The organism is Pseudomonas sp. EMN2 (assembly GCF_009650555.1).
GTDB lineage: Bacteria > Pseudomonadota > Gammaproteobacteria > Pseudomonadales > Pseudomonadaceae > Aquipseudomonas > Aquipseudomonas sichuanensis.
Window position 1 is genome coordinate 1 of the sequence record NZ_VZZR01000054.1, and the last position, 20312, is coordinate 20312.

Sequence of the window (20312 nt, forward strand, 5' to 3'; positions counted from 1 at the left end):
GTAGCCGAAGGCGCGAGATGTAGACTTGCGTAGCAAGTCGGAGGCCGCGCGGGCCCGGAAGGCACCGGAGCGAGGGGAACCCGGAGCGCAGCGTAGGGGCCGTATGATGGGAGCGGGCGGCTTTGGTTACTTTGGCCAAGACCAAAGTAACCCGCCGTAAGGGCGGAAAGGTGACTAAAAGTCGCCATCGCCGCTGAATGCGCATACATCTATCAAAACAATCACACTGGGCCCGACCGCCGACCGCAATCTAGCTCCGATAAGCCCGAACAAACACCTCAACCGCCTCCCGCACATGCCCCTCCGCCTCATCCCCCGTAAGCGCCGGCGCACACCCAATCAGCAACCGATAATCCGGCGCCCCCTTCACCAGGCAGAAGAACTGCTCCGCCGCCTTTAACGGATTCTCGATCCGCAGCAACCCCCGCTGGTCGATCCCGCGCAGCAGCGCCTCCATTCCCGCGACCACCCGCTTGGGCCCGGCTTCATAGAAGTAATGCCCGAACCCCGGATCCTGGCTGCTCAGGGCAATGATCAGACGGCTGAGCTGGACCGACTCGTCCGCGCTGATCAGCGCCTGGAACCCACGGGCGATGTTCAGCAGCACATCCATCAGCGCCGCCCCCTCGGGGTACTCGAAGATCAAATCGGGCAATTGCGCCTGGCACGTCGCCATGACCGCCGCACCGAACAGCGTCTGCTTGTCGGTGAAGTGGCTGTAGACCGTGAGTTTCGAAACACCTGCCGCCGCAGCGACCGCATCCATGCTGGTGTTGGCATAGCCAAGGCTGAGGAACAGCGACTTGGCGGCTTGGAGGATGGCCTCGCGCTTGGCCAGATCCTTGGGCCGGCCGGGGCCGATGGGTGCGTCAGTGGGCATGTGCAATCGTTACCTGCTGGGAAAGGTGAGCATCTTACCGGGTCGTGGACGATCCGGCTGTAGCGTGCGTCGCACAGCTATTATGGTTTTTCTCTCGGTAGACCGCTTCCCGGAGCTGATGCGCTGACTTAATATACTCGCCAGTATAAATATTCGTTGCGCCCCTCTGCCAAAGGTCCTTCATCATGTTGCGTCGCACGTTGTCCCTCGCCTTGCCCGCTGCCTTCGTGCTGCTGGCCGCTTGCGGCCAGGAGGCCGCGCCACCTGCTGCGCCGCGCCCGGCCCTGGTGGTCCAGCCCCAGCCTGCGGGCGCGTCGGCAGACAGCTACCCCGGTGAGGTGCGCGCGCGCTTCGAGCCTGAGCTGGCGTTTCGCATCGGCGGCAAGGTGAGCAAGCGCCTGGTGGAGGAGGGCCAGCGGGTCAAGGCCGAACAGGCCCTGGCCGAGCTCGATCCGCAGGACGTGCGCCTGCAACTGGAGGCCAACCGTGCCCAGGTGGCCGCCGCTGAAGCCAACCTGGCGTTGGTGCGCACCGAACGTGAACGCTACCAGAAGCTGCTTGACCGCCAGATGGTCAGCCACTCCCAATTCGATAACGCCGAAAACCTCTACCGTGCCGGCCTCGCTCGCCTGAAACAGGCCAAGGCCGAATTCGAGGTGGCCGGCAACCAGGCCGAGTACGCCGTGCTGCGTGCGCCCCAGGCCGGGGTGATCGCCAAGCGCCAGGTCGAAGTCGGCCAGGTGGTGGGCGCCGGGCAAACCGTGTTCACCCTGGCAGCCGACGGTGAGCGTGAGGTGGTGATCGGCCTGCCCGAGCAACAATTCGCCCGCTTCAGCGTCGGCCAGGCCGTCAGCGTGGAACTGTGGTCGCACCCCAACGCCCGCTTCGACGGGCGTATCCGTGAGCTTTCGCCGGCCGCCGACCCGCGTTCGCGTACCTTTGCCGCTCGCATCGCCTTCACCTCCAACAACGCCCCGGCCGAACTCGGCCAGAGCGCGCGGGTGTTCATCGCCCACGCCGAACACGCGCCGCTGGCGGTGCCGCTCTCGGCGGTCAGCGCCGAAGCCGGGCAGGCCTATGTGTGGCGGGTCGGCAAGGACAACCGGCTGGAGCGCGCGGCGGTGCGCCTGGGGCCCTATGGCGCCGACAGCGTGCCAGTGCTCGAGGGCCTGCAGGCCAGCGACTGGGTGGTCGCCGCTGGCGGCCATGTGCTGCGCGAAGGGCAACAGGTGCGGCCTGTGGACCGCAGCAACCGAGATGTGAACCTGACGGCCAAGGAGTAAGTCCCGATGGGTTTCAACCTTTCCGCCTGGGCGCTGCGCAATCGCCAGATCGTATTGTTCCTGATGATCCTGCTGGCGGCCATTGGCGCCATGTCCTACACCAAGCTGGGGCAGAGCGAGGATCCGCCCTTCACCTTCAAGGCCATGGTCATCCGCACTTTGTGGCCGGGGGCGACGGCCGAAGAAGTGTCGCGCCAGGTCACCGAGCGCATCGAGAAGAAGCTGATGGAGACCGGCGAGTACGAGAAGATTGTCTCGTTCTCCCGACCAGGCGAGTCCCAGGTCACCTTCATGGCCCGCGATTCACTGCATTCCAAGGACATCCCCGAGCTGTGGTACCAGATCCGCAAGAAGGTCGCGGACATCAAGCACACCCTGCCGCCCGAGGCCCAGGGGCCGTTCTTCAACGATGAGTTCGGCACCACCTTCGGCAACATCTACGCGCTGACCGGCGAGGGCTTCGACTACGCGGTGCTCAAGGACTACGCCGACCGTATCCAGATCCAGCTGCAGCGGGTGAAGGATGTCGGCAAGGTCGAGCTGATCGGCCTGCAGGACGAGAAAATCTGGATCGAGCTGTCCAACGTCAAGCTGGCCACCCTGGGTGTGCCGCTGGCCGCGGTGCAGCAGGCACTGCGTGAGCAGAACGCGGTGAGTACCGCCGGCTTCTTCGAGACTCCCAGCGAGCGCCTGCAACTGCGGGTCAGCGGGCGTTTCGACAGTGTCGAGCAGATTCGCCAGTTCCCTATCCGCGTGGGCGACCGCACCTTCCGCATCGGCGACGTCGCCGAGGTGCAGCGTGGCTTCAACGACCCGCCCGCGCCGCGCATGCGCTTCATGGGCGAAGACGCCATCGGCCTTGCCGTGTCGATGAAGGACGGCGGTGACATCCTGGTACTGGGCAAGGCCCTGGAGGGCGAGTTCGCCCGCCTGGCCGAAGGGTTGCCGGCGGGCATGCAGTTGCGCAAGGTGTCCGACCAGCCGGCGGCGGTGAAAGCCGGCGTTGGCGAGTTCGTCCAGGTGCTGGTCGAGGCGCTGGCCATCGTCCTGCTGGTCAGCTTCTTCTCCCTCGGCCTGCGCACCGGGCTGGTGGTGGCCCTGGCGATCCCGCTGGTGCTGGCCATGACCTTCGCCCTGATGCACTACTTCGGCATCGGCCTGCACAAGATCTCGCTGGGCGCGCTGGTGCTGGCGCTGGGCCTGCTGGTGGACGACGCGATCATTGCCGTGGAAATGATGGCGATCAAGATGGAGCAGGGCTACGACCGGCTCAAGGCGGCCAGTTACGCCTGGACCAGCACGGCCTTCCCGATGCTCACCGGCACCCTGATCACGGCGGCGGGCTTCCTGCCGATCGCCACGGCGGCGTCGAGCACCGGCGAGTACACCCGTTCGATCTTCCAGGTGGTGACTATCGCCCTGCTGACCTCGTGGGTGGCGGCGGTGGTGTTCGTGCCGTACCTGGGCGAACGCCTGCTGCCGGACCTGGCCAAGCTGCATGCGGCGCGTCATGGCAGCGACGGGCATGCGCCCGACCCCTACGCCACGCCGTTCTACCAGCGCGTGCGGCGGGTGGTGGAGTGGTGCGTGCGGCGGCGCAAGACGGTCATCTTGCTGACCATCGCGGCGTTCGTCGGCAGCATCCTGCTGTTCCGCTTCGTGCCCCAGCAGTTCTTCCCGGCTTCTGGGCGTCCGGAGCTGATGGTCGACCTGAAGCTGGCCGAAGGTGCTTCGCTGAACAACACCGCCGAGCGGGTCAAACAGCTGGAAGCGCTGCTCAAGCAGCAGGACGGCATCGACAACTACGTGGCCTATGTCGGCACCGGCTCGCCACGCTTCTACCTGCCCCTGGACCAGCAACTGCCGGCGGCGAGCTTCGCCCAGTTCGTGGTGCTGGCCAAATCGCTGGAAGACCGTGAGCGCCTGCGCAGCTGGCTGATCGCCACCCTCGATGAGCAATTCCCCGACCTGCGCTCGCGGGTCACTCGCCTGGAGAACGGTCCACCCGTGGGCTACCCGGTGCAGTTCCGCATCACCGGCGAGCACATCGAGAAGGTTCGTGCACTGGCCCGCGAGGTGGCGGCCAAGGTGCGCGAGAACCCCCATGTGGTCAACGTCCACCTGGACTGGGAGGAGCCGAGCAAGGCGGTGTACCTGGACATCGACCAGGACCGCGCCCGCGCCCTGGGCGTGAGCACCGCGCACTTGTCGAGCTTCCTGCAGAGCTCGCTGACCGGCAGCACCGTCAGCCAGTACCGCGAAGACAACGAACTGATCGAGATCCTCTTGCGCGGCACCCCTGAAGAACGCCGTGAGCTGGGCAACCTGGGCAGCCTGGCGCTGCCCACCGACAACGGCCCGAGCGTGGCGCTGTCGCAGGTGGCCACGCTGGAGTATGGCTTCGAGGAAGGTATCATCTGGCACCGCAACCGCCTGCCGACGGTGACCGTGCGCGCCGACATCTACGACAAGGAACAGCCGGCCACGCTGGTGAAACAGATCCAGCCGACCCTGCAGCAGATCAAGGCCGGACTGCCGGACGGCTATCTACTGGAAGTCGGCGGCACGGTGGAGGACTCCGAGCGCGGCCAGCGTTCGGTGAATGCCGGCATGCCGCTGTTCATCGTGGTGGTGTTGAGCCTGTTGATGATCCAGCTGCGCAGCTTCTCGCGGATGTTCATGGTGTTTCTCACCGCGCCGTTGGGGCTGATCGGCGTGACCCTGTTCCTGCTGGTGTTCCGCCAGCCGTTCGGTTTCGTCGCGATGCTCGGCACCATCGCCCTGGCAGGCATGATCATGCGCAACTCGGTGATTCTGGTGGACCAGATCGAGCAGGACATTGCCGCCGGGATGGAGCGCTGGCAGGCGATCATCGAGGCCACGGTGCGGCGCTTCCGGCCGATTGTGCTGACCGCGCTGGCAGCGGTGCTGGCGATGATTCCGTTGTCGCGCAGCGTGTTCTACGGGCCGATGGCGGTGGCGATCATGGGGGGGTTGATCGTGGCGACGGTGCTGACGCTGCTGTTCCTGCCGGCGTTGTATGCGGCCTGGTTCAGGGTGAAGAAGGACTGAGTCTGGCAGGTAACTGTGATGGCGCGGCCCTGTGGGAGCGGCTTTAGCCGCGAAGCAGACGACGCGGTGGATGGCACCGACTTTGCCGGTGTTCGCGGCACAAGGCCGCTCCTACAGGCTAACTCGACCCCCTGTAGGAGCGGCCTTGTGCCGCGAATGGGCTGCGCAGCAGCCCTGTGGATCTCAGCTCAGAATCACAGCGCCCCAAACACCTTCTTGGCCAGGCTGGTAGCTGCCCCGGCCGGGTTCTGGCGAATGCTTTCTTCCTGTTTGCCGATCATTTCGAACAGGCCGTCCAGCGCCTTCTCGGTCACGTAGTTCTCGATGTTGGCGTCATCCTTGATCAGCCCCAGGCCCTTGGCCTGCCCGGCGAAGCTGTTGTACTGCTGGGCCAGGCCAACCTTGTCGGTGGCCTGCTTGACGATCGGCAGGAACTTGGCGCGGATCTGCTCGCGGCTGCTCTTGTTCAGGTACTGCGTGGCCGAATCCTGACCACCGCTGAGGATGCCCTTGGCATCGGTCACGGTCATCTTCTTCACCGCATCCACCAGGATCGCCTGGGCCTGTGGCACGGCCGCTTCGGCAGCCTTGTTCATGCTGGCTTCCAGGGCGTCCACCTGATCACCCTTGCCGAACATCTTCATGGCCTTGGCGGCCTTGCCGAGGTTGCCTGGCAGCTCGATGCGCACGTCGGGGTTGTTGCTGAAGCCGCCCGGGGTGCTCAGTTGCTTGACAGCGATCTGCGTGCCTTGGGTGAGGGCGTCCTTCAGGCCGCCGCTGGCGTCACTTTGCGACAGGTCGCCCAGCGACAGGGCCATGGCACTGGCCGACAGCAGTACGCCGGCACACAGGGTAGTGAAGCGCAGGGAGGTGCGGATCATGGATATTTCCTTATGGGCATTGAGGAACGGGGGCTCAGCGGACCTGGTCGACCTTGATCCGTACCGGCTGCGCATCGCTGCCGTCGAGCTTCACGCCGTGGTGTTCGGTGTTGATGAACAGCAGCTTGCCGTCCAGTTCGATGCGCGCGCTCACCGCGTAGCGGTGGCCGGGCTTGATCTGGGCCGGGTCGTAGGTCAGGTGGAAGGGCAGTGGCACGTTGCCTTTCACCGGGCCATTCTGGCTGGCCAGGGTGACCGCCGGGGCGTCCATCAGCGACACGTCCTGCAGGGCCACGTTCAGGGTGGCGGCTGGCGGCAGGGCGATGCGCTGCAGGTAGAAAACCTCGCCATCGAGGCTGGCGTGGTTCGACGGGGTGTTGCTGGAGCACGCTGCAAGCAGGGTGGCGCAGCACAGGGTGAAAAGCTTTTTCATGGAATCTCCGGTGTACATGGCGCTGGCTTGTGGCCAACACCGGGGACTTTAGCGGATTTTTGCCTGGCATGCGGCGTTCGGTATGGGGCCGCTGTGCGCCCTATCGCCGGCAAGCCGGCTTCCACAGGGGAGCGATGACTCCTGTGGGAGCCGGCTTGCCGGCGATGGGCTGCGCAGCGGCCCCGGACGCACCAAGGCCAGTTCACTCGGAGGGTGCAGACTCCGGCGTTTCATCGCGGTGCAGCGCCACCTGGCGAATCGACAGACGCAACTCCGCCGACAGCACACGCTTGGCCACGCCTTCGGCCAGCTCGGCCAGTTTGTCGTGGTAACCCAGCTTGCCGTTGCCGTCGGGGCGCAGCACCCCTTCGCGCACCAAGGTCTGGATGAAGTGGCGGAACAGGGTCTTGTCGAAGAACTCCGGGGCGTTGAGCCCATGCAGGATCGACAGGCGCTGGGCCATCATCACGCAAAGCTCTTCCAGCTCTTCGGCAGTCAGCGTGTGCTGCTCGCTGTTGAGCAGCAACGAGGTGGCCATGTAGAAGCGCTGCAGGGTCTGGGTGATGGTGCGCGCCAGCAGCGTCAGCAGCACGAACTGCCGCGAGCTGGGTGCCGGGCGCAGGTACACGCCGTTCTCGAAACGCAGCAGGCCTTGCTCGACCAGCGCCGCCAGCCACTGATCGATGACCTCGTCCAGTTGCTCGGGCGCCCAACGCAGGAACAGCTCGGCCTGCAGATACGGGTACAGCGCCTTGACGTACTGGCCGACCAGGTCGCGGCTCATGCGCGAGCTGCTGAGGAAGAAGCTCGCCAGCAGCGCCGGCAGGGCGAATATGTGCAGGACGTTGTTGCGGTAGTAGGTCATCAGCACCGCGTTGGCTTCGTCCAGATACAGGATGCGGCCCAGCGCGTCCTTCTGCTCGGCCAGCAGGTCCATGCCCAGCACATGCTTGATCAGCGCACTGCCGTCGCCCTCCGGCAAGGTGGTGTGGGGCGAGTAGGGCACCTGGCGCAGCAGGGCCAGGTACAGGTCGAGCACACGGGTCAGGGCGCGCTCATCGAGGGCCATGCGGCTGGTCGACAGCAGCGCCAGGGCCACCAGGTTGACCGGGTTGACCGCCGCCGCCTCGTTGAGGTGGCGGGCCACGGTTTCGCCCAGGCGCGTGGTGGTGTCGTTGAGCCAGTCCGGGCGGAACTGCGGGGCCAGTGGCTGTTCGCGCCAGCCAGGCTGCTGCTCGTCGAGGAAGCCGGCCAGGCGGATCGGTTCGCCGAAGTTGACGTACACCTGGCCAAAGCGTTGCCTGAGGGCACCGAAGACCTTGAAGATGTCGAAAATCGACTCTTTCTTCTTGCTCGCGCCACGCAGTTCACCCAGGTAGGTGCGGCCTTCCAGCACCCGCTCATAGCCGATGTACACCGGCACGAACACGATCGGCGTACGCGACGAGCGCAGGAAGCTGCGCAGGGTGATCGCCAGCATGCCGGTGCGTGGCTGCAGCATGCGCCCGGTGCGCGAACGCCCGCCCTCGACGAAGTACTCCACCGGGAAGCCCTTGGTGAACAGGGTGTGCAGGTATTCGTTGAACACCGCGGTGTACAGCGGGTTGCCCTTGAAGGTGCGGCGCATGAAGAAGGCACCGCCACGGCGCAGCAGGCCGCCGATCACCGGCATGTTGAGGTTGATGCCGGCGGCGATGTGCGGCGGTGTCAGGCCATTGCGGAACAGCAGGTAGGACAGCAGCAGGTAGTCGATGTGGCTGCGGTGGCAGGGCACGTAGATCACTTCGTGACCGGGGGCGATGCCCTGCACCTGCTCGATGTGGTTGACCTTGATGCCGTCGTAGATCTTGTTCCAGAACCAGCTGAGCACCACTTCGAGAAAGCGGATCGCGGTGTAGGTGTAGTCCGAGGCGATCTCGTTGCCGTAGTGCAGTGCCTTGGCCTCTGCCTTGGCGTAGGGGATCTTCTCGCGCTCGGCCTCGTCGCTGATGGCCTGGCGCACCAGTGGGTCGTGCACCAGGCCCTTGACCAGGTTGCGACGGTGCGAGATGTCCGGGCCGATCACCGCGGTCTTGAGGTTGCGAAAATGCACGCGCATCAGGCGCTGGGCCATGCGTACGGTGCGCTCATGGCCTTTGTTGTGGCCCACCAGCTCGCGCAGGTGGATGGGCGCGGAGAACTGCACCCGGGTCTTGCGCCCCAGGATCAGGATGCTCAGCAGCCGACGCAGGCGCCCGGTGACCGCCCAGCTGTCGGCGAACAGCAGTTTCCAGGGGCTCGACTCGCTGGCCGGGGTCTGGCCCCAGAACACACTGACCGGGATGATCTGCGCGTCTTCCTCGGCATGCTGGCTGATCGCCGCGACCAGCCGCTCCAGGGTCGGTGGGGCGCCACGTTTGTCGTGGCGGCCGAGCCAGTCCGGGTCGGGGGTCAGGTAGAAGAACCCGGCAGGCTCCTGCAGCGGGCCGACCGCCACCGGCAATACCGGGCGTGGCAGCCCCGCTTTGGTGCATTCGTGGTCGATCACGGCCAGGTCGGTCAACGATGGCGAGGGCAGGGCGTAGAACACCGGGCGGCTGCGGTCGAGCTTGAGGGTCAGCGAGGACTGGTTGATGGTCTCGGAGCGCACCCATAGGTAAAGCACGCGGCGCAGGGCGCCGAAGATCAGGCGGCGCAGGGGGGAACGGGTCATGGGGTAGTGCCCTGGGTGAAAAGTTTCGGTGTTTTTCTGGACGTTAGTCTGCCGTATCTGCGTAAGTTCAGCAAAAATCGGCAAAAATCAGGGCTGTAATGAATTTTTTTTGTTCCCTGTCATATACTCGGCCTGCCGCTTGCTTACTATTTGAGCAAGCTGCGACGGCAGGGGCGGTGAGCCCATGCCAGCAAGGCGATCTTCAAAATAAAAATCCGGAGTAGTGCAGATGTCGTCTCGTGAGACTGGGAATGTGAAGTGGTTCAACGATGCCAAAGGTTATGGCTTCATTCAGCGCGACGGTGGTGCGGATGTATTCGTCCACTATCGGGCTATCCGCGGTGAGGGGCATCGCACCCTGGTCGAAGGGCAGCAGGTGGAGTACGCACTCGTGCAGGGCCAGAAAGGCCTGCAGGCTGAAGACGTCGTCGGTCTCTGACCGCCGCCACAAGCGGTAAGCCTCAAGCTGCAAGCTGACCGTGGAGCTTGCAGCCTGATGCGCTCGAACTTGAAGCTTGCAGCTCGTAGCTTGCCGCTTCAGTGTGTGCGCCAGGTGATTTCCTCTTCACCGTCGGCGCTGATGCGGATCCAGCGATCGGCATCTTCTTCCCCTTGTTCCTCTGTCCAGCTACCCGGTGCACAACGTACTTCGACGTTGAGTGCGGCGAATGCCGCGTGGGCGCAGGCGATGTCATCGGCCCATGGGGTCTGGTCGCTTTCCAGCAGCAGGCTGTTCCATTTCCCCACAGCCTTCGGTAACCAGGTGACCGGAATGTTACCGGCCATGCACTTGAAGGTCTGGCCTTTCTGCTTCCATTCGCTGCACGGGCCCAGGGCCTCGGCCAGCCAGGCGGCGATCTGCTTGTGATCGACGTCGGCGTCCTTCAGGTAAATCTCGATATCGGGTTGGCGCATAAGGGGCTCCGGAGTGTGCTCAGGCTTGGCGCACGAAATAGTCATAACGCATGGAAACCGTGACCTCGAACGGCTCGGGCTGGTCGATCACCCGGGCGCGTTTCTCGGCGCTGGCGCGCCAGCCGTGCGGGGTCATGGCCAGCAGGTCGGCGCGGGCCTGGGGCTCGGCCAGGCTCAGGCGGAATTCAAGCACTTCACCATGGGCGTGGGCCATGCCCTCGGGGACCAGGGCCAGGTGCTTGTCATCGGCGTAGGGGCGTACTTCATCGTAGAGCACCTCGCGCAGTTCCATCAGGTGGCCGCTGGTCGGGCCGACCCGCATCAGGCCGCCGCCGGGTGCCAGCAGGCGCCGGGCCTCGTCCCAGTCGAGCGGGCTGAACACGCTGGCGATGAAGCCGCAGCTGGCGTCCTGCAGGGGCACGCGGGCCATGCTGGCGACCATCCAGGTGACCTGCGGGGCACGCCGGCAAGCACGCTTGACCGCCTCGCGGGAGATGTCCAGGGCGTAACCCTCGGCCTGTGGCAGCGCCTCGGCCAACTGGGCGGTGTAGTAACCCTCGCCGCAGCCGATGTCCAGCCAGGCGCCTGGCTGGCGCTCGGCGGCCAGTTGCGCCAGGCGGCGGGCCACCGGCGCATAGTGGCCGGCGTCGAGGAAGCCACGGCGAGCTTCGACCATGGCCTGGTTGTCGCCGGGGTCGCGGCTGTTCTTGTGCTGCACCGGCAGCAGGTTCAGGTAGCCCTGGCGGGCACGGTCGAAACGGTGGCCGGCGGGGCAGGCCACGCCGTTGTCGAGCCGCGCCAGGGGCGCCTGGCAGAGTGGGCAGGCGAGCATCAGGCGAGCAACCGCACCAGGGTCTGGTAGTAGATCTCGGTCAGCAGGTCGAGGTCGCTGGCCAGGATGCGTTCGTCCACCTGATGGATGGTGGCGTTGACCGGGCCGAGTTCGACCACCTGGGTGCCCATGGTGGCGATGAAGCGGCCATCGGAGGTGCCGCCGCTGGTCGAGGGCTGGGTGTCGCGACCGGTGGTCGCCTTGATGCTCGAGGCGACTGCGTCGAGCAGCTCGCCCGGCTCGGTAAGGAATGGCAGGCCTGACAGCGCCCAGTCGATCGACCACTCCAGCTGATGCTTGTCGAGGATCGCCGCAACGCGCTGTTGCAGGCCTTCGACGGTCGACTCGGTGGAGAAGCGGAAGTTGAACAGCGCGGTCAGTTCGCCCGGCACGACGTTGGTGGCACCGGTGCCCGAGTTGAGGTTGGAGATCTGGAAGCTGGTCGGCGGGAAGAACGCGTTGCCCTCGTCCCAGTGCTCGGCCGCCAGTTCCGCCAGGGCCGGTGCGGCCAGGTGGATTGGGTTGCGCGCCAGGTGCGGGTAGGCCACGTGGCCCTGTTTGCCGCGGATGGTCAACTTGGCGCCGAGGGAGCCACGGCGGCCGTTCTTGACCACATCGCCGAGCAGGGTGGTACTCGACGGTTCGCCGACGATGCACCAGTCCAGGCGCTCGTTGCGTGCCTTGAGCGCCTCGACCACGGCCTTGGTGCCATGGTGAGCAGGGCCTTCCTCGTCGCTGGTGATCAGGAAGGCGACCTTGCCGCGATGGTTCGGGTAGTCCCGCACGAAGCGCTCGCTGGCCACCACCATCGACGCCAGGCTGCCTTTCATGTCGGCCGCGCCACGGCCGCAGAGCATGCCGTCGGCATCGATCAGCGCCTCGAACGGCTCATGCTGCCACTGCTGCACCGGGCCGGTAGGCACTACGTCGGTGTGGCCGGCGAAGCACAGCACCGGGCCGTCCTGGGTACCGTGGGTGGCCCAGAAGTTGTCGACGTCTTCGAAACGCATCGGCTCGAGCTGGAAGCCGACGGCGCCCAGGCGATTCATCATTTGCGCCTGGCAGTCGGCGTCGACCGGGGTGACCGACGGGCGGCGGATCAGGTCGCAGGCCAGTTGAAGGGTAGGCGAGAGGTCGGCTGGGGCCGTCATGGGGACTCCGAAGGGCAAGGCAAGGCGGGCATTGTAGGGGCGACAGTCTAATGCAAAAAGCGTCAGGGCTGTGGGACGGGGGCGGCGTGTGGCTTGGGAAAAGTTCAAGTTTCAGTAGGAAATTTCCGTGTCTCGCTGGGAAATAGCCAGTGATGTGGCCCAAGGCCGGGTCCCTACCATGAGCCCTGTGTTTCCTTCCACCACTTCACTGGCTCGATTGGGTTACAAAATGAAAAATCTCGTCCCCCTGCTTACCTTGTGCGCGACTTTGGTTACCAGTGCATCTGCCCTGGCGGCTTCGTCCACCGATGTATCTGTCACCGGCATGATCACCCCCGCCGCCTGTACCCCCTCCCTGAGCGGGGCGGGCAGCTTCGATTTCGGCAAGATCTCGGCGCAGGATCTGAACCAGGACAGAAACACCTCGTTCGAATCCCCCATGCAGCGCCTTACCGTTGCGTGCAGTTCCCCCACGCGCTTCGCCGTCGATGCCATCGACAACCGGGCGGGAACCGCGCACTCGGTCAGCGCATCGATGTTCGGCCTCGGTTTGAACGGGACTGAAAAGATCGGTGGCTACTGGATGGGGGTGCAAGGTGATGGCATCAACGCTGACGGCAACACCAACGTGACTCGCCTGAGCTCCAGCAATGGCGGTGCCTGGGCGCCGGTGGCCGGCGCCATCAGCTACCTGACCCATCGAAACGCCGCCGCCTCCCTGCTGGGCTTCGCGACGCAAGGTGACAGCGAGCCTAGCGCGATCAGCACGCTCTCGGCTGATCTGCAGGTCTTCATGGAAATCACCAAGGCCCGCGACCTGACCTTGACCAATGACATCGCCATCGATGGTTCGTCCAGCATCGAGGTGACCTACCTGTGATCGGGCGCGGGCAGAGAGCCATCGCTGTCTGTCCGCTGCGCTCATGTCGCGCGCCCTGACGTTTGATGCCGCTGTGTTTCCTGTCACCTTTCAATTGCTGGATGAGTTCGATGATGAAATTGTATGTCCCCTTTCTTGCACTGTGCGTGACCTTGGCCGGTAGTGCCAATGTCCTGGCTGCTTCCTCCACCGATGTCAGCGTGACGGGCACGATCACCCCTGCCGCCTGTACGCCCGCGCTCAGTGGCAGTGGCAACTTCGATTTCGGCAAGATTTCCGTGCAGGATCTTCAGCCGATCGGCAACAATTATTTTGAATCCAAGCCGCAGCGTTTCACGGTGACCTGCGATGCGGCGACACGTTTTGCCGTGCGTGGTATCGATGGGCGTTCCGGGAGTGCGGCGGCGCCGATTAACTATTTCTTCGGCCTGGGCATGAGTGGCAACGAGAAGATTGGCGGCTATCGCCTCGCCCTGATGCGCGATGGCCTGGTCGCCGACGGTGATACTGCCGTGACCCGCTTGCGTACGGCCGATGGTGGTTTGAATTGGGCCAGCGAGACCGGGACTTACTCCGCCCTGTACAACGGCAGTGATGCTTCTTTCCATGGGTTCTCCTTGCAAGCCGCCAGTGAGCCGAGTCCGATTACCACGCTGGCGGGGGATCTGAAAGTCATCATGAGCGTGCGCGGCACGATCCCCTACCTCGAAGACACTGCGATCGACGGTGCTTCGACCATCGAAGTCTCCTATCTCTGAAGGCGCTTGCGGGCAGGCAGATACCTGCCCGGTTTCGACCCGTTATCACGTTCGAATGGACCCCAAAAATGAAAAAAGTTGCCGCCTTGATCGCCCTGTACACAGCCACGAGCTTCAGCCTGTCTGCATTGGCTGCCTCCAGCACCGATGTCAGTGTCACTGGCACCATCACGCCCGCCGCCTGTACTCCATCGCTGAGCGGTGCAGGTGATTTCGACTTCGGCAAGATCTCCGCGCAGGATCTGAACCAGGATGCGATCACCCAGTTCGAGTCTGGCATGCAACGCTTGACCATCGCTTGCAGCGCACCCACGCGATTCGCCCTCGACGGCATCGACAACCGGGCAGGCACTGCCCACCTGGCAAACGCCATGTACTTTGGCCTGGGACTCAATGGCACCGAGAAGATCGGCGGTTTCAGAATGGGCATCCAGCCGACCGGTCTCAACGCAGACGGCGCCACCGACGTTACACGCATGCGCTCGGTCAATGGCAGTGCCTGGATGCCGGTGACCAGTGGTGTCGTCTACCTGGCCAGTCGAGGTGTTGGCTCGCCAGTGCTCTACGGTTTCGCCCTGCAAGGCGCAAGTGAGCCAAGCCCGATCAGCACCCTCTCGGCGGATCTGCAGGTGACCATGAGCATCGTCAAGGCCACCGATCTCACGTTGACCAATGACATCAGCATCGACGGTGCCGCCAGCATCGAGGTGACCTACCTGTAATCAGCGGGGGGGCGAGACGTGATTCCCGTCCTCCCGTTGCACCGCCTGGCATCGCTCAGGGAGAGCGCCTCATGAAACCTTCACGCCTGTTACTGCTGGTGGTGTGCACTGCCTCGGCGTCGCTGTCGTCGGCACGATCGACGACCGAAGTCAGTGTCACCGGCTCGATCACCCCGGCCGCCTGCGTACCCACGCTCAGCGGCGATGGCAGTTTCGAATACGGCAAGATCGGCTCGATCGAGCTGCATCCGGTACAACGCACGCAGTTCGTGTCCACTCGGCAACGGCTGTCGATCACCTGCTCGGCACCCACCCGCTTCGCTTTGCGCGGTGTCGACGGGCGTGCGGGCTCGGCTGAGTGGCCCGTGCATGATCGGCACTTCGGCCTGGGCATGCACGGCGTGCAGAAAGTGGGCACCTACTTCGTGCTGTTCAAGTCCGAAGGGCTGACCCTTGACGGCAACACCCAGGTCGCCCGCCTACACAGCAGTGACAACGGCGTCAGCTGGCAATTGGTTTCCACCGTCGACAGCCCGTTGCCCAACGAGGGTAGCGCGGGGCTGATCGGCTTTGCGCCGGCAGGAGGTGCGCAGCCGTCGGCGATCCGCACCCTCGAAGCGCTGATCGAGGTGGACATGCACCTGGCGCCCGGCCAGTCGTTGACCCTGACCGACGAGGTGCCCATCGACGGTGCCTCGACCTTGGAAGTGTCGTACCTCTGAGGTCCGCTTCGGCCTGACGGCCCTCGCATTCCCCGAGCCGCGCAAGACGGAGGGGGAGAGCCCTTTTTCCCCAACTGAACTTTCACCCGGTTGCCGCGGGCGGCCGGGTCATGCCTGGAGTTTGCCATGCCCTACATCCCACGTTGCCTGTCCCGCCCCTTGCTGGCCAGCCTGCTGGCCCTGGCCTTGCCGCTGCCCTCCTGGGCCGACGGCATGATCCCGGAAACCTCCGTGGTCATCGTCAAGGAAGAAGACGGCGAAGCCTCGATCAAGGTACGCAACAGCGACGGCGCCGCCGCCTTGCTGCATGTCACCCTGCAGGACTTGCCCGAGGACACCGAGCCGCTGTTGTTCCTGTCGCAGCCGGTGTGGCGGGTGGAGGCTGGCAAGGAGCAACTGGTGCGCTTCATCCTGCGCGGCGACAAGCCACTGACCACCCAACGGCTCAAGCGGGTGATCTTCGAAGGCATCCCGCACTCCGCCGATACCAAGGCGCAAGGCTTGGCGAAGGTCGGCGTGAGCCTGCGCCAGAACCTGCCGGTGATCATCCACCCCAAGGGCCTGGCACCCAACCGCACGCCCTGGACCGCACTGCGCTGGCAGATGGCAGAAGGCAAGCTGAGCGTGCGCAACGACTCGCCCTACGTGGTGCGCCTGGCCCAGGAGCTGAAGCTGCTGCCCAGTGGCCAGGCCGCGCGGTTGGCACGCAGTTATGTGTTGCCCGGCGATACCTTGGAGATCGCCGTCGATGGCGCCCTGCAAGGCACGCCGGAAAAGGTCAGGCTGTTCCCGGCGACGGTCTACGGCTTTGCCGTGGATGCCCATGAGGCCGCGGTAGTGGCGGGTGGTGCCTGAGATGCGTTGGCGATCTGCTGGCCGCTGTGTCGGCCTGCTGGCGCTCGGCGCCGCCGAAGCGATGGCCGAGGCACCGATGAGCTTCGATGCCGAGCTGTTGCGCCTGCGTGGCATCGACCCGGGCCTGGTCGACTACCTGAGCCAATCGGCGCGCTTCACGCCAGGTACGCATCGGGTGAGCCTGAGTGTCAACGACCAGTCCCGTGGGCGGGTCGAGGTACGTTTCGATGCCGCTGGGCAACTGTGTTTCGACCGGCACCTGCTCGACGCCGCCCGCTTGTTGGCGCCTGAGGAGGCAGGCACGGATGACGGCCATTGCCAGGATTTCCTTGGCCGCTACGGTCAGACTCAGATCATTCTGGAGCCCGAGTCGGCACGTGTCGGTCTGGTGGTGCCGACCCAGGCGCTGCGCCCGGTCGAGACCACTCAGGACCTGTCCGCCTACCACACCGGCGGGCTCGCGGGGGTGCTCAATTACGAACTCTCGGGCCTGCGCAACCGGTTCGAGGGCAGCAACAGCGACTACTGGTCGGCCAGCACCGAGCTGGGCTTCAACGCCGGCGACTGGATCGTGCGCAGCCACCAGATCCATACCGCGATGGACGGCGTGCGCCGCAGTGAATTCCTCGATGCCTATGCCCAGCGCACCTTTGCCGAATTGGGCACGGTGTTCCAGGCCGGGCAGATCAACCTGGTCAACCCGGTGCTGGCCGGCGCGCGGGTCGATGGCATGCAGTTGAGCACCGAACAGGCACTCGACGGCCCCGTGAGCCGCAGCGCCATCGAAGGGATCGCGCAAACCCAGGCACGGGTAGAGGTACGCCAGGCCGGCGCGCTGATCTATTCCACCGTGGTGCCGGCCGGGCCGTTCGCATTGGCCGACCTGCCGCACCTGGATCGCCTGACCGACCTGGAGGTCACGGTGATCGAGGCCGATGGCGCACAGCGTAGTTTCACCGTGCCGGCAGCCTTGGTGGCCCTGGACATCCCCGCGCCGGGATTCACCCTGGGTGCGGGCCGCGTGCGCGAGAATGCCGACGTGGCCGCCGACCCTTGGGTACTCAGCGCGGGCTGGACCCAGGCCCTGGACCGCTCGACCACTTTGAGCAGCGGCGCGCTGATGGCCAGCGGTTATCAGGCCGCGGGCCTCGGGGTGGGCGTGCAGCCATGGCTGGGCTCGCAGATCCAGTGGATGATTCAGGCGGCCAAGGCCAGTGACCTGGACACCCAAGGCCTGCAGAGCCAGCTGTCGCTGTCCCAGCAATTGACCGAGCAATGGGCCGTCAACGGCGCCTACACGCAACAGACCCAGGGCTACCGAGACTTGCTGGACAGTTTTTCCGTGGACGACGAGGCCGGGGCCCGTGGCCGTGCGAAACGCCAGTACAGCATCGGCTTGTCCTGGGTCCAGCCCTGGGTGGGCAGCCTCAGCGGCGGGTTCTCCCGCGCCGCGTTGCATGACGGGGGCGAGTCGAGCCGTGCCTATGCCTCATGGAGCCGGCGTTTCGGTGAGGTCTCGCTGTCGGCCAGCGCCGAATGGAACCTCGGTGGCAGCAGCAACCTGGGCAATGCCGCCTACCTCAGCTTGAGCATGCCGTTGGGGCGCGAACGGCGCCTGCGCGCCTCGCTGCGCGAAAGTGGCGGCGATCACCGCCTGGGCCTGTCGATGCAGGAACGTGTAAGCGACACCTTCAGTTATCGCCTCGGCGCCGAGCGCGACAGCCGCGACCGCTTGGTGGACCTCAGCGCCGGCATGTCCGCGCTGCCTCGCTACACCCAGCTCGACGTCAACTATGCCGGCTACGGCAGGGGCAACCGCAGCCTTGGGCTGGGCATGCGCGGTGGGATCGCCGCCCATGCCGAGGGCATCACCTTCGCCCCGTACGCGGTGCAGGACACCTTCGCCCTGGTCTCGGTGGGCGAGTTGCCGGGGGTGAAGCTGACGACGCCGGCAGGCCCGGTGTGGACCGACGACGACGGTCAGGCGCTGGTGGCGCAACTGGCGCCCTATGGCAGCAGCACGGTGGAAGTGCAGCCACGCTCGTTGCCGCGCAACGTCGACCTGGTCAACGGCGTGGAGCTGGTCCAGGCCGGGCGCGGCGCCGTGGCCAAGGTCGATTTCCAGGTGAACAGCACCCGCCGCGCGTTGCTCCAGGCCAGCGACGATGCCGGGCAGCCGCTTCCGGGAGGGGCGATGGTCACCGACGAGCAAGGCCAGTTCGTCACCCTGGTACAGGAGGGCGGGCTGGTGTTCGTCCACAACCTGCAGGACCAACGGCGACTCTGGGTTAAACCGGCCGACCGGCCCGCGTGCGAGCTGCACTACAGCTTGCCCGACGCCAGCGACCTTGACGCTTACTTCGAATCCACCACGGCCTCGTGCCGGACCCTGTGACGGAGCCTGCCATGCACTCTCTTTTTCGCGGCATCGCGCTGCTCTTCGGTGGCCTGTGCCTGCTGCCGTCCTACAGCCACGCCGAGGACTGCCAGGTGTCCGTCAGCCAGCCTGTGGTGGACTTCGGCCGGTTCAATCGCACCACATTGAAGGCGCAAGCGCAGCAGCTGATGCTGGGCACGCGCAACCTGGGGCTGACGGTGAGCTGCCCACGACCGCAGGACCTGACGCTGTTCTTCCGCGCCCCCATGCTCGATGGCACGCGTTTCGGCCTGGGCGACCAGGGCAGCTATAGCCTGCGCCTGGAACAAGCCCAGCTCGATGGCCTGCCAGTCGAGTTGGGCCGGCTCAAAGCCCCCGGACAAGCACCGGTCGCCAGCGGGCCGGTGCTGGACTGGTTGCCGCAGACTCCTTTGGCCCCCCTTCGCGATGGCCGGTTGGCCCAGGGGCGTCTGTTCAGCGCGCGCCTTGAGGTTCAAGGCCGGGCCGATGCCGCCGTACTGGGCAAGGGCGATGCGCTGCTCTGGCAGGGTGGTGGCGTTATCGAGGCAGCAGGCGCCAGCCGACCTCTGGAGCTGCAGGCGGCATTCGCCCCGGTGGCCTGTACGCCCCAACTGGGCAATGGCGGGCTGGTGGATTTCGGGCGCATTCCCGCCCGGCAACTGGGCCAGGACGCAGGGCGCAGTTGGCACCGCGCCGTTTCGTTGAATGTGCGCTGCGACGCGCCGACGCGCTTCGCCATCAGTGCCCGGGACAATCGTCCAGCCAGCGTAAGAGCCTTCCCGGGCCTGGTGAATGGGGCGCTGTTGTTCGGCGTCGGTAATACCCGCGCGGGCCAGGCGCTGGGCGGCTATGCGGTGTCCATCGATTCTGGTGCCCAGGGCGATGGTGTGTCGCTCGCGGTGCTGCAGGCCCAGGCCAATGCCCGGGCATGGCAGGCGCCCTCGGGGCCGGCTTATCTGGCCCCGGACCGACGCCTGCTGGGGTTTGCCAAGGCGGCAGGCAGCGACCGCGATCCATCGGCGATCAGCCACCTGAGCGGCCTGCTCAATATCGACCTGTTCCTGGCACCCGCCGGGGCATTGACCCTCGACGAGGAAGCGCCGATCGACGGCGCGGCCACCCTCGAAATCATCTACCTCTAGTGACCCGATGTGAAACCAAGGAGTGACTTCTCATGAAAATCGCTGCGGCAACGCTACTGGCCGTGATAGCGGCACCCTGCGCCCAGGCGCAATCGACCGTGGAGCTGAATGTGCGGGGCAGCGTCACGCCGGCCTCGTGCACGCCCGCCTTGACCGGCGGCGGGGTGGTGGACTTCGGCCGCATCTCGGTGCAGGACCTGAGCCAGACCCAGCGCACGCAGCTCAAGCCCAGGCCCATCGGCCTGAGCATCAGCTGCGACGCGGCCACCCGTTTCGCCCTGCGCATGAAGGACAACCGTGATGGCACCGCGCTGGTGAACAGTGGCATCTACTACGGCCTGGGGCTGGACCGGCGCGGCAACCGTATCGGTCTGTACGAGGTGCAGTTCGACCCGAGGCGCATCCAGGCCGATGCGCTCACCCAGGTCTACATCACCGATTCGACCAGCGCCGGGCAGGGCTGGCACGCGGCCGACCTGCAGGTCGACCGGATCGGTGCCAACGACATGCTGCTGGGCTTCAGCGATACCCTGGGCAGTGTCGCCGGCCCTGTGCCTATCCGTGACCTCACCGCCACCTTGATGGTCCAGGTGGTGGTGGCACCGACCGATTCGCTGGATACCAGCGATGACATCGCCTTCGATGGCGAAGGGACGATGGAGGTGGTGTACCTGTAGCGGCGCAGAGTCCCTCGCG

The 20312-nt window shown here is 65.4% G+C and carries 18 protein-coding genes; 11 read left to right on the top strand and 7 right to left on the bottom strand.

All coding sequences use genetic code 11. The features are described 5' to 3' along the window. Positions 1–250: 250 nt before the first annotated feature. Positions 251–880, bottom strand: a complete 630-nt coding sequence (locus tag F6X61_RS16680; RefSeq protein WP_153787540.1) for a TetR/AcrR family transcriptional regulator — start codon at positions 878–880, stop codon at positions 251–253. A gap of 185 nt (positions 881–1065) precedes the next feature. Between F6X61_RS16680 and F6X61_RS16685 the strand changes: the two genes are divergently transcribed. Then, a complete protein-coding gene (locus F6X61_RS16685) occupies positions 1066–2163 on the top strand; it encodes an efflux RND transporter periplasmic adaptor subunit (RefSeq protein ID WP_153787541.1) in 1098 nt (365 codons plus the stop codon). 6 nt (positions 2164–2169) lie between these two features. Then, positions 2170–5235, top strand: a complete 3066-nt coding sequence (locus tag F6X61_RS16690) for an efflux RND transporter permease subunit (RefSeq protein WP_153787542.1) — start codon at positions 2170–2172, stop codon at positions 5233–5235. A 194-nt stretch (positions 5236–5429) separates the two neighbouring features. Here F6X61_RS16690 and F6X61_RS16695 read toward each other — a convergent pair whose 3' ends face one another. From F6X61_RS16695 to plsB, 3 genes are all read right to left on the bottom strand, one after another. Continuing rightward, on the bottom strand, positions 5430–6116 hold the full coding sequence (locus tag F6X61_RS16695; protein WP_153787543.1) for a DUF4197 domain-containing protein: 687 nt from the start codon (positions 6114–6116) through the stop codon (positions 5430–5432). 34 nt (positions 6117–6150) lie between these two features. Continuing rightward, positions 6151–6549 (bottom strand): YbaY family lipoprotein, encoded by a 399-nt coding sequence (locus tag F6X61_RS16700; protein ID WP_153787544.1) that lies wholly within the window; start codon positions 6547–6549, stop codon positions 6151–6153. 202 nt (positions 6550–6751) lie between these two features. Further along, positions 6752–9241, bottom strand: a complete 2490-nt coding sequence (gene plsB, locus F6X61_RS16705) for a glycerol-3-phosphate 1-O-acyltransferase PlsB (protein WP_153787545.1) — start codon at positions 9239–9241, stop codon at positions 6752–6754. 229 nt (positions 9242–9470) lie between these two features. Here plsB and F6X61_RS16710 point away from each other — a divergent pair, with 229 nt between their 5' ends. Beyond that, positions 9471–9680: a cold-shock protein gene (locus F6X61_RS16710; RefSeq protein WP_110992443.1), complete on the top strand. Its 210-nt coding sequence runs from the start codon at positions 9471–9473 to the stop codon at positions 9678–9680. Between the two features lie 98 nt (positions 9681–9778). Here the strand turns inward: F6X61_RS16710 and F6X61_RS16715 are convergent, their stop codons facing one another. From F6X61_RS16715 to dapE, 3 genes are read right to left on the bottom strand one after another with little or no spacing between them, the layout of a single operon-like run. After that, entirely contained in the window at positions 9779–10156 is a 378-nt protein-coding gene (locus F6X61_RS16715; RefSeq protein WP_125465232.1) for a hypothetical protein, read from the bottom strand. Positions 10157–10175: 19 nt separating this feature from the next. Further along, positions 10176–10988 carry a putative RNA methyltransferase gene (locus tag F6X61_RS16720; RefSeq protein WP_153787546.1) on the bottom strand — a complete coding sequence of 271 codons (813 nt, stop codon included), beginning with the start codon at positions 10986–10988 and terminating at the stop codon, positions 10176–10178. Continuing rightward, positions 10988–12139: a succinyl-diaminopimelate desuccinylase gene (gene dapE, locus F6X61_RS16725; RefSeq protein ID WP_153787547.1), complete on the bottom strand. Its 1152-nt coding sequence runs from the start codon at positions 12137–12139 to the stop codon at positions 10988–10990. Before dapE ends, F6X61_RS16720 begins: the two co-directional genes overlap by 1 nt. 178 nt (positions 12140–12317) lie before the next feature. Between dapE and F6X61_RS16730 the strand changes: the two genes are divergently transcribed. The 8 genes from F6X61_RS16730 (at position 12318) to F6X61_RS16765 (ending at position 20293) form a co-directional block, all read left to right on the top strand. Continuing rightward, entirely contained in the window at positions 12318–13019 is a 702-nt protein-coding gene (locus F6X61_RS16730) for a DUF1120 domain-containing protein (protein ID WP_153787548.1), read from the top strand. A 110-nt stretch (positions 13020–13129) separates the two neighbouring features. Continuing rightward, on the top strand, positions 13130–13777 hold the full coding sequence (locus tag F6X61_RS16735; protein WP_178125835.1) for a DUF1120 domain-containing protein: 648 nt from the start codon (positions 13130–13132) through the stop codon (positions 13775–13777). Positions 13778–13845: 68 nt separating this feature from the next. Next, complete coding sequence (locus F6X61_RS16740) at positions 13846–14499, top strand: DUF1120 domain-containing protein (RefSeq protein ID WP_153787550.1); 654 nt, start codon at positions 13846–13848, stop codon at positions 14497–14499. Positions 14500–14570: 71 nt separating this feature from the next. Then, the gene (locus tag F6X61_RS16745; RefSeq protein WP_153787551.1) at positions 14571–15221 is read left to right on the top strand and encodes a DUF1120 domain-containing protein; all 651 of its coding nucleotides are present in this window, start codon (positions 14571–14573) and stop codon (positions 15219–15221) included. A 126-nt stretch (positions 15222–15347) separates the two neighbouring features. Continuing rightward, entirely contained in the window at positions 15348–16076 is a 729-nt protein-coding gene (locus tag F6X61_RS16750; RefSeq protein ID WP_153787552.1) for a fimbria/pilus chaperone family protein, read from the top strand. A gap of 1 nt (position 16077) precedes the next feature. After that, the gene (locus F6X61_RS16755) at positions 16078–18471 is read left to right on the top strand and encodes a fimbria/pilus outer membrane usher protein (protein WP_153787553.1); all 2394 of its coding nucleotides are present in this window, start codon (positions 16078–16080) and stop codon (positions 18469–18471) included. Positions 18472–18482: 11 nt separating this feature from the next. After that, complete coding sequence (locus tag F6X61_RS16760) at positions 18483–19616, top strand: DUF1120 domain-containing protein (RefSeq protein ID WP_153787554.1); 1134 nt, start codon at positions 18483–18485, stop codon at positions 19614–19616. A 32-nt stretch (positions 19617–19648) separates the two neighbouring features. After that, complete coding sequence (locus F6X61_RS16765) at positions 19649–20293, top strand: DUF1120 domain-containing protein (RefSeq protein ID WP_153787555.1); 645 nt, start codon at positions 19649–19651, stop codon at positions 20291–20293. The last annotated feature ends 19 nt before the right edge of the window (positions 20294–20312 follow it).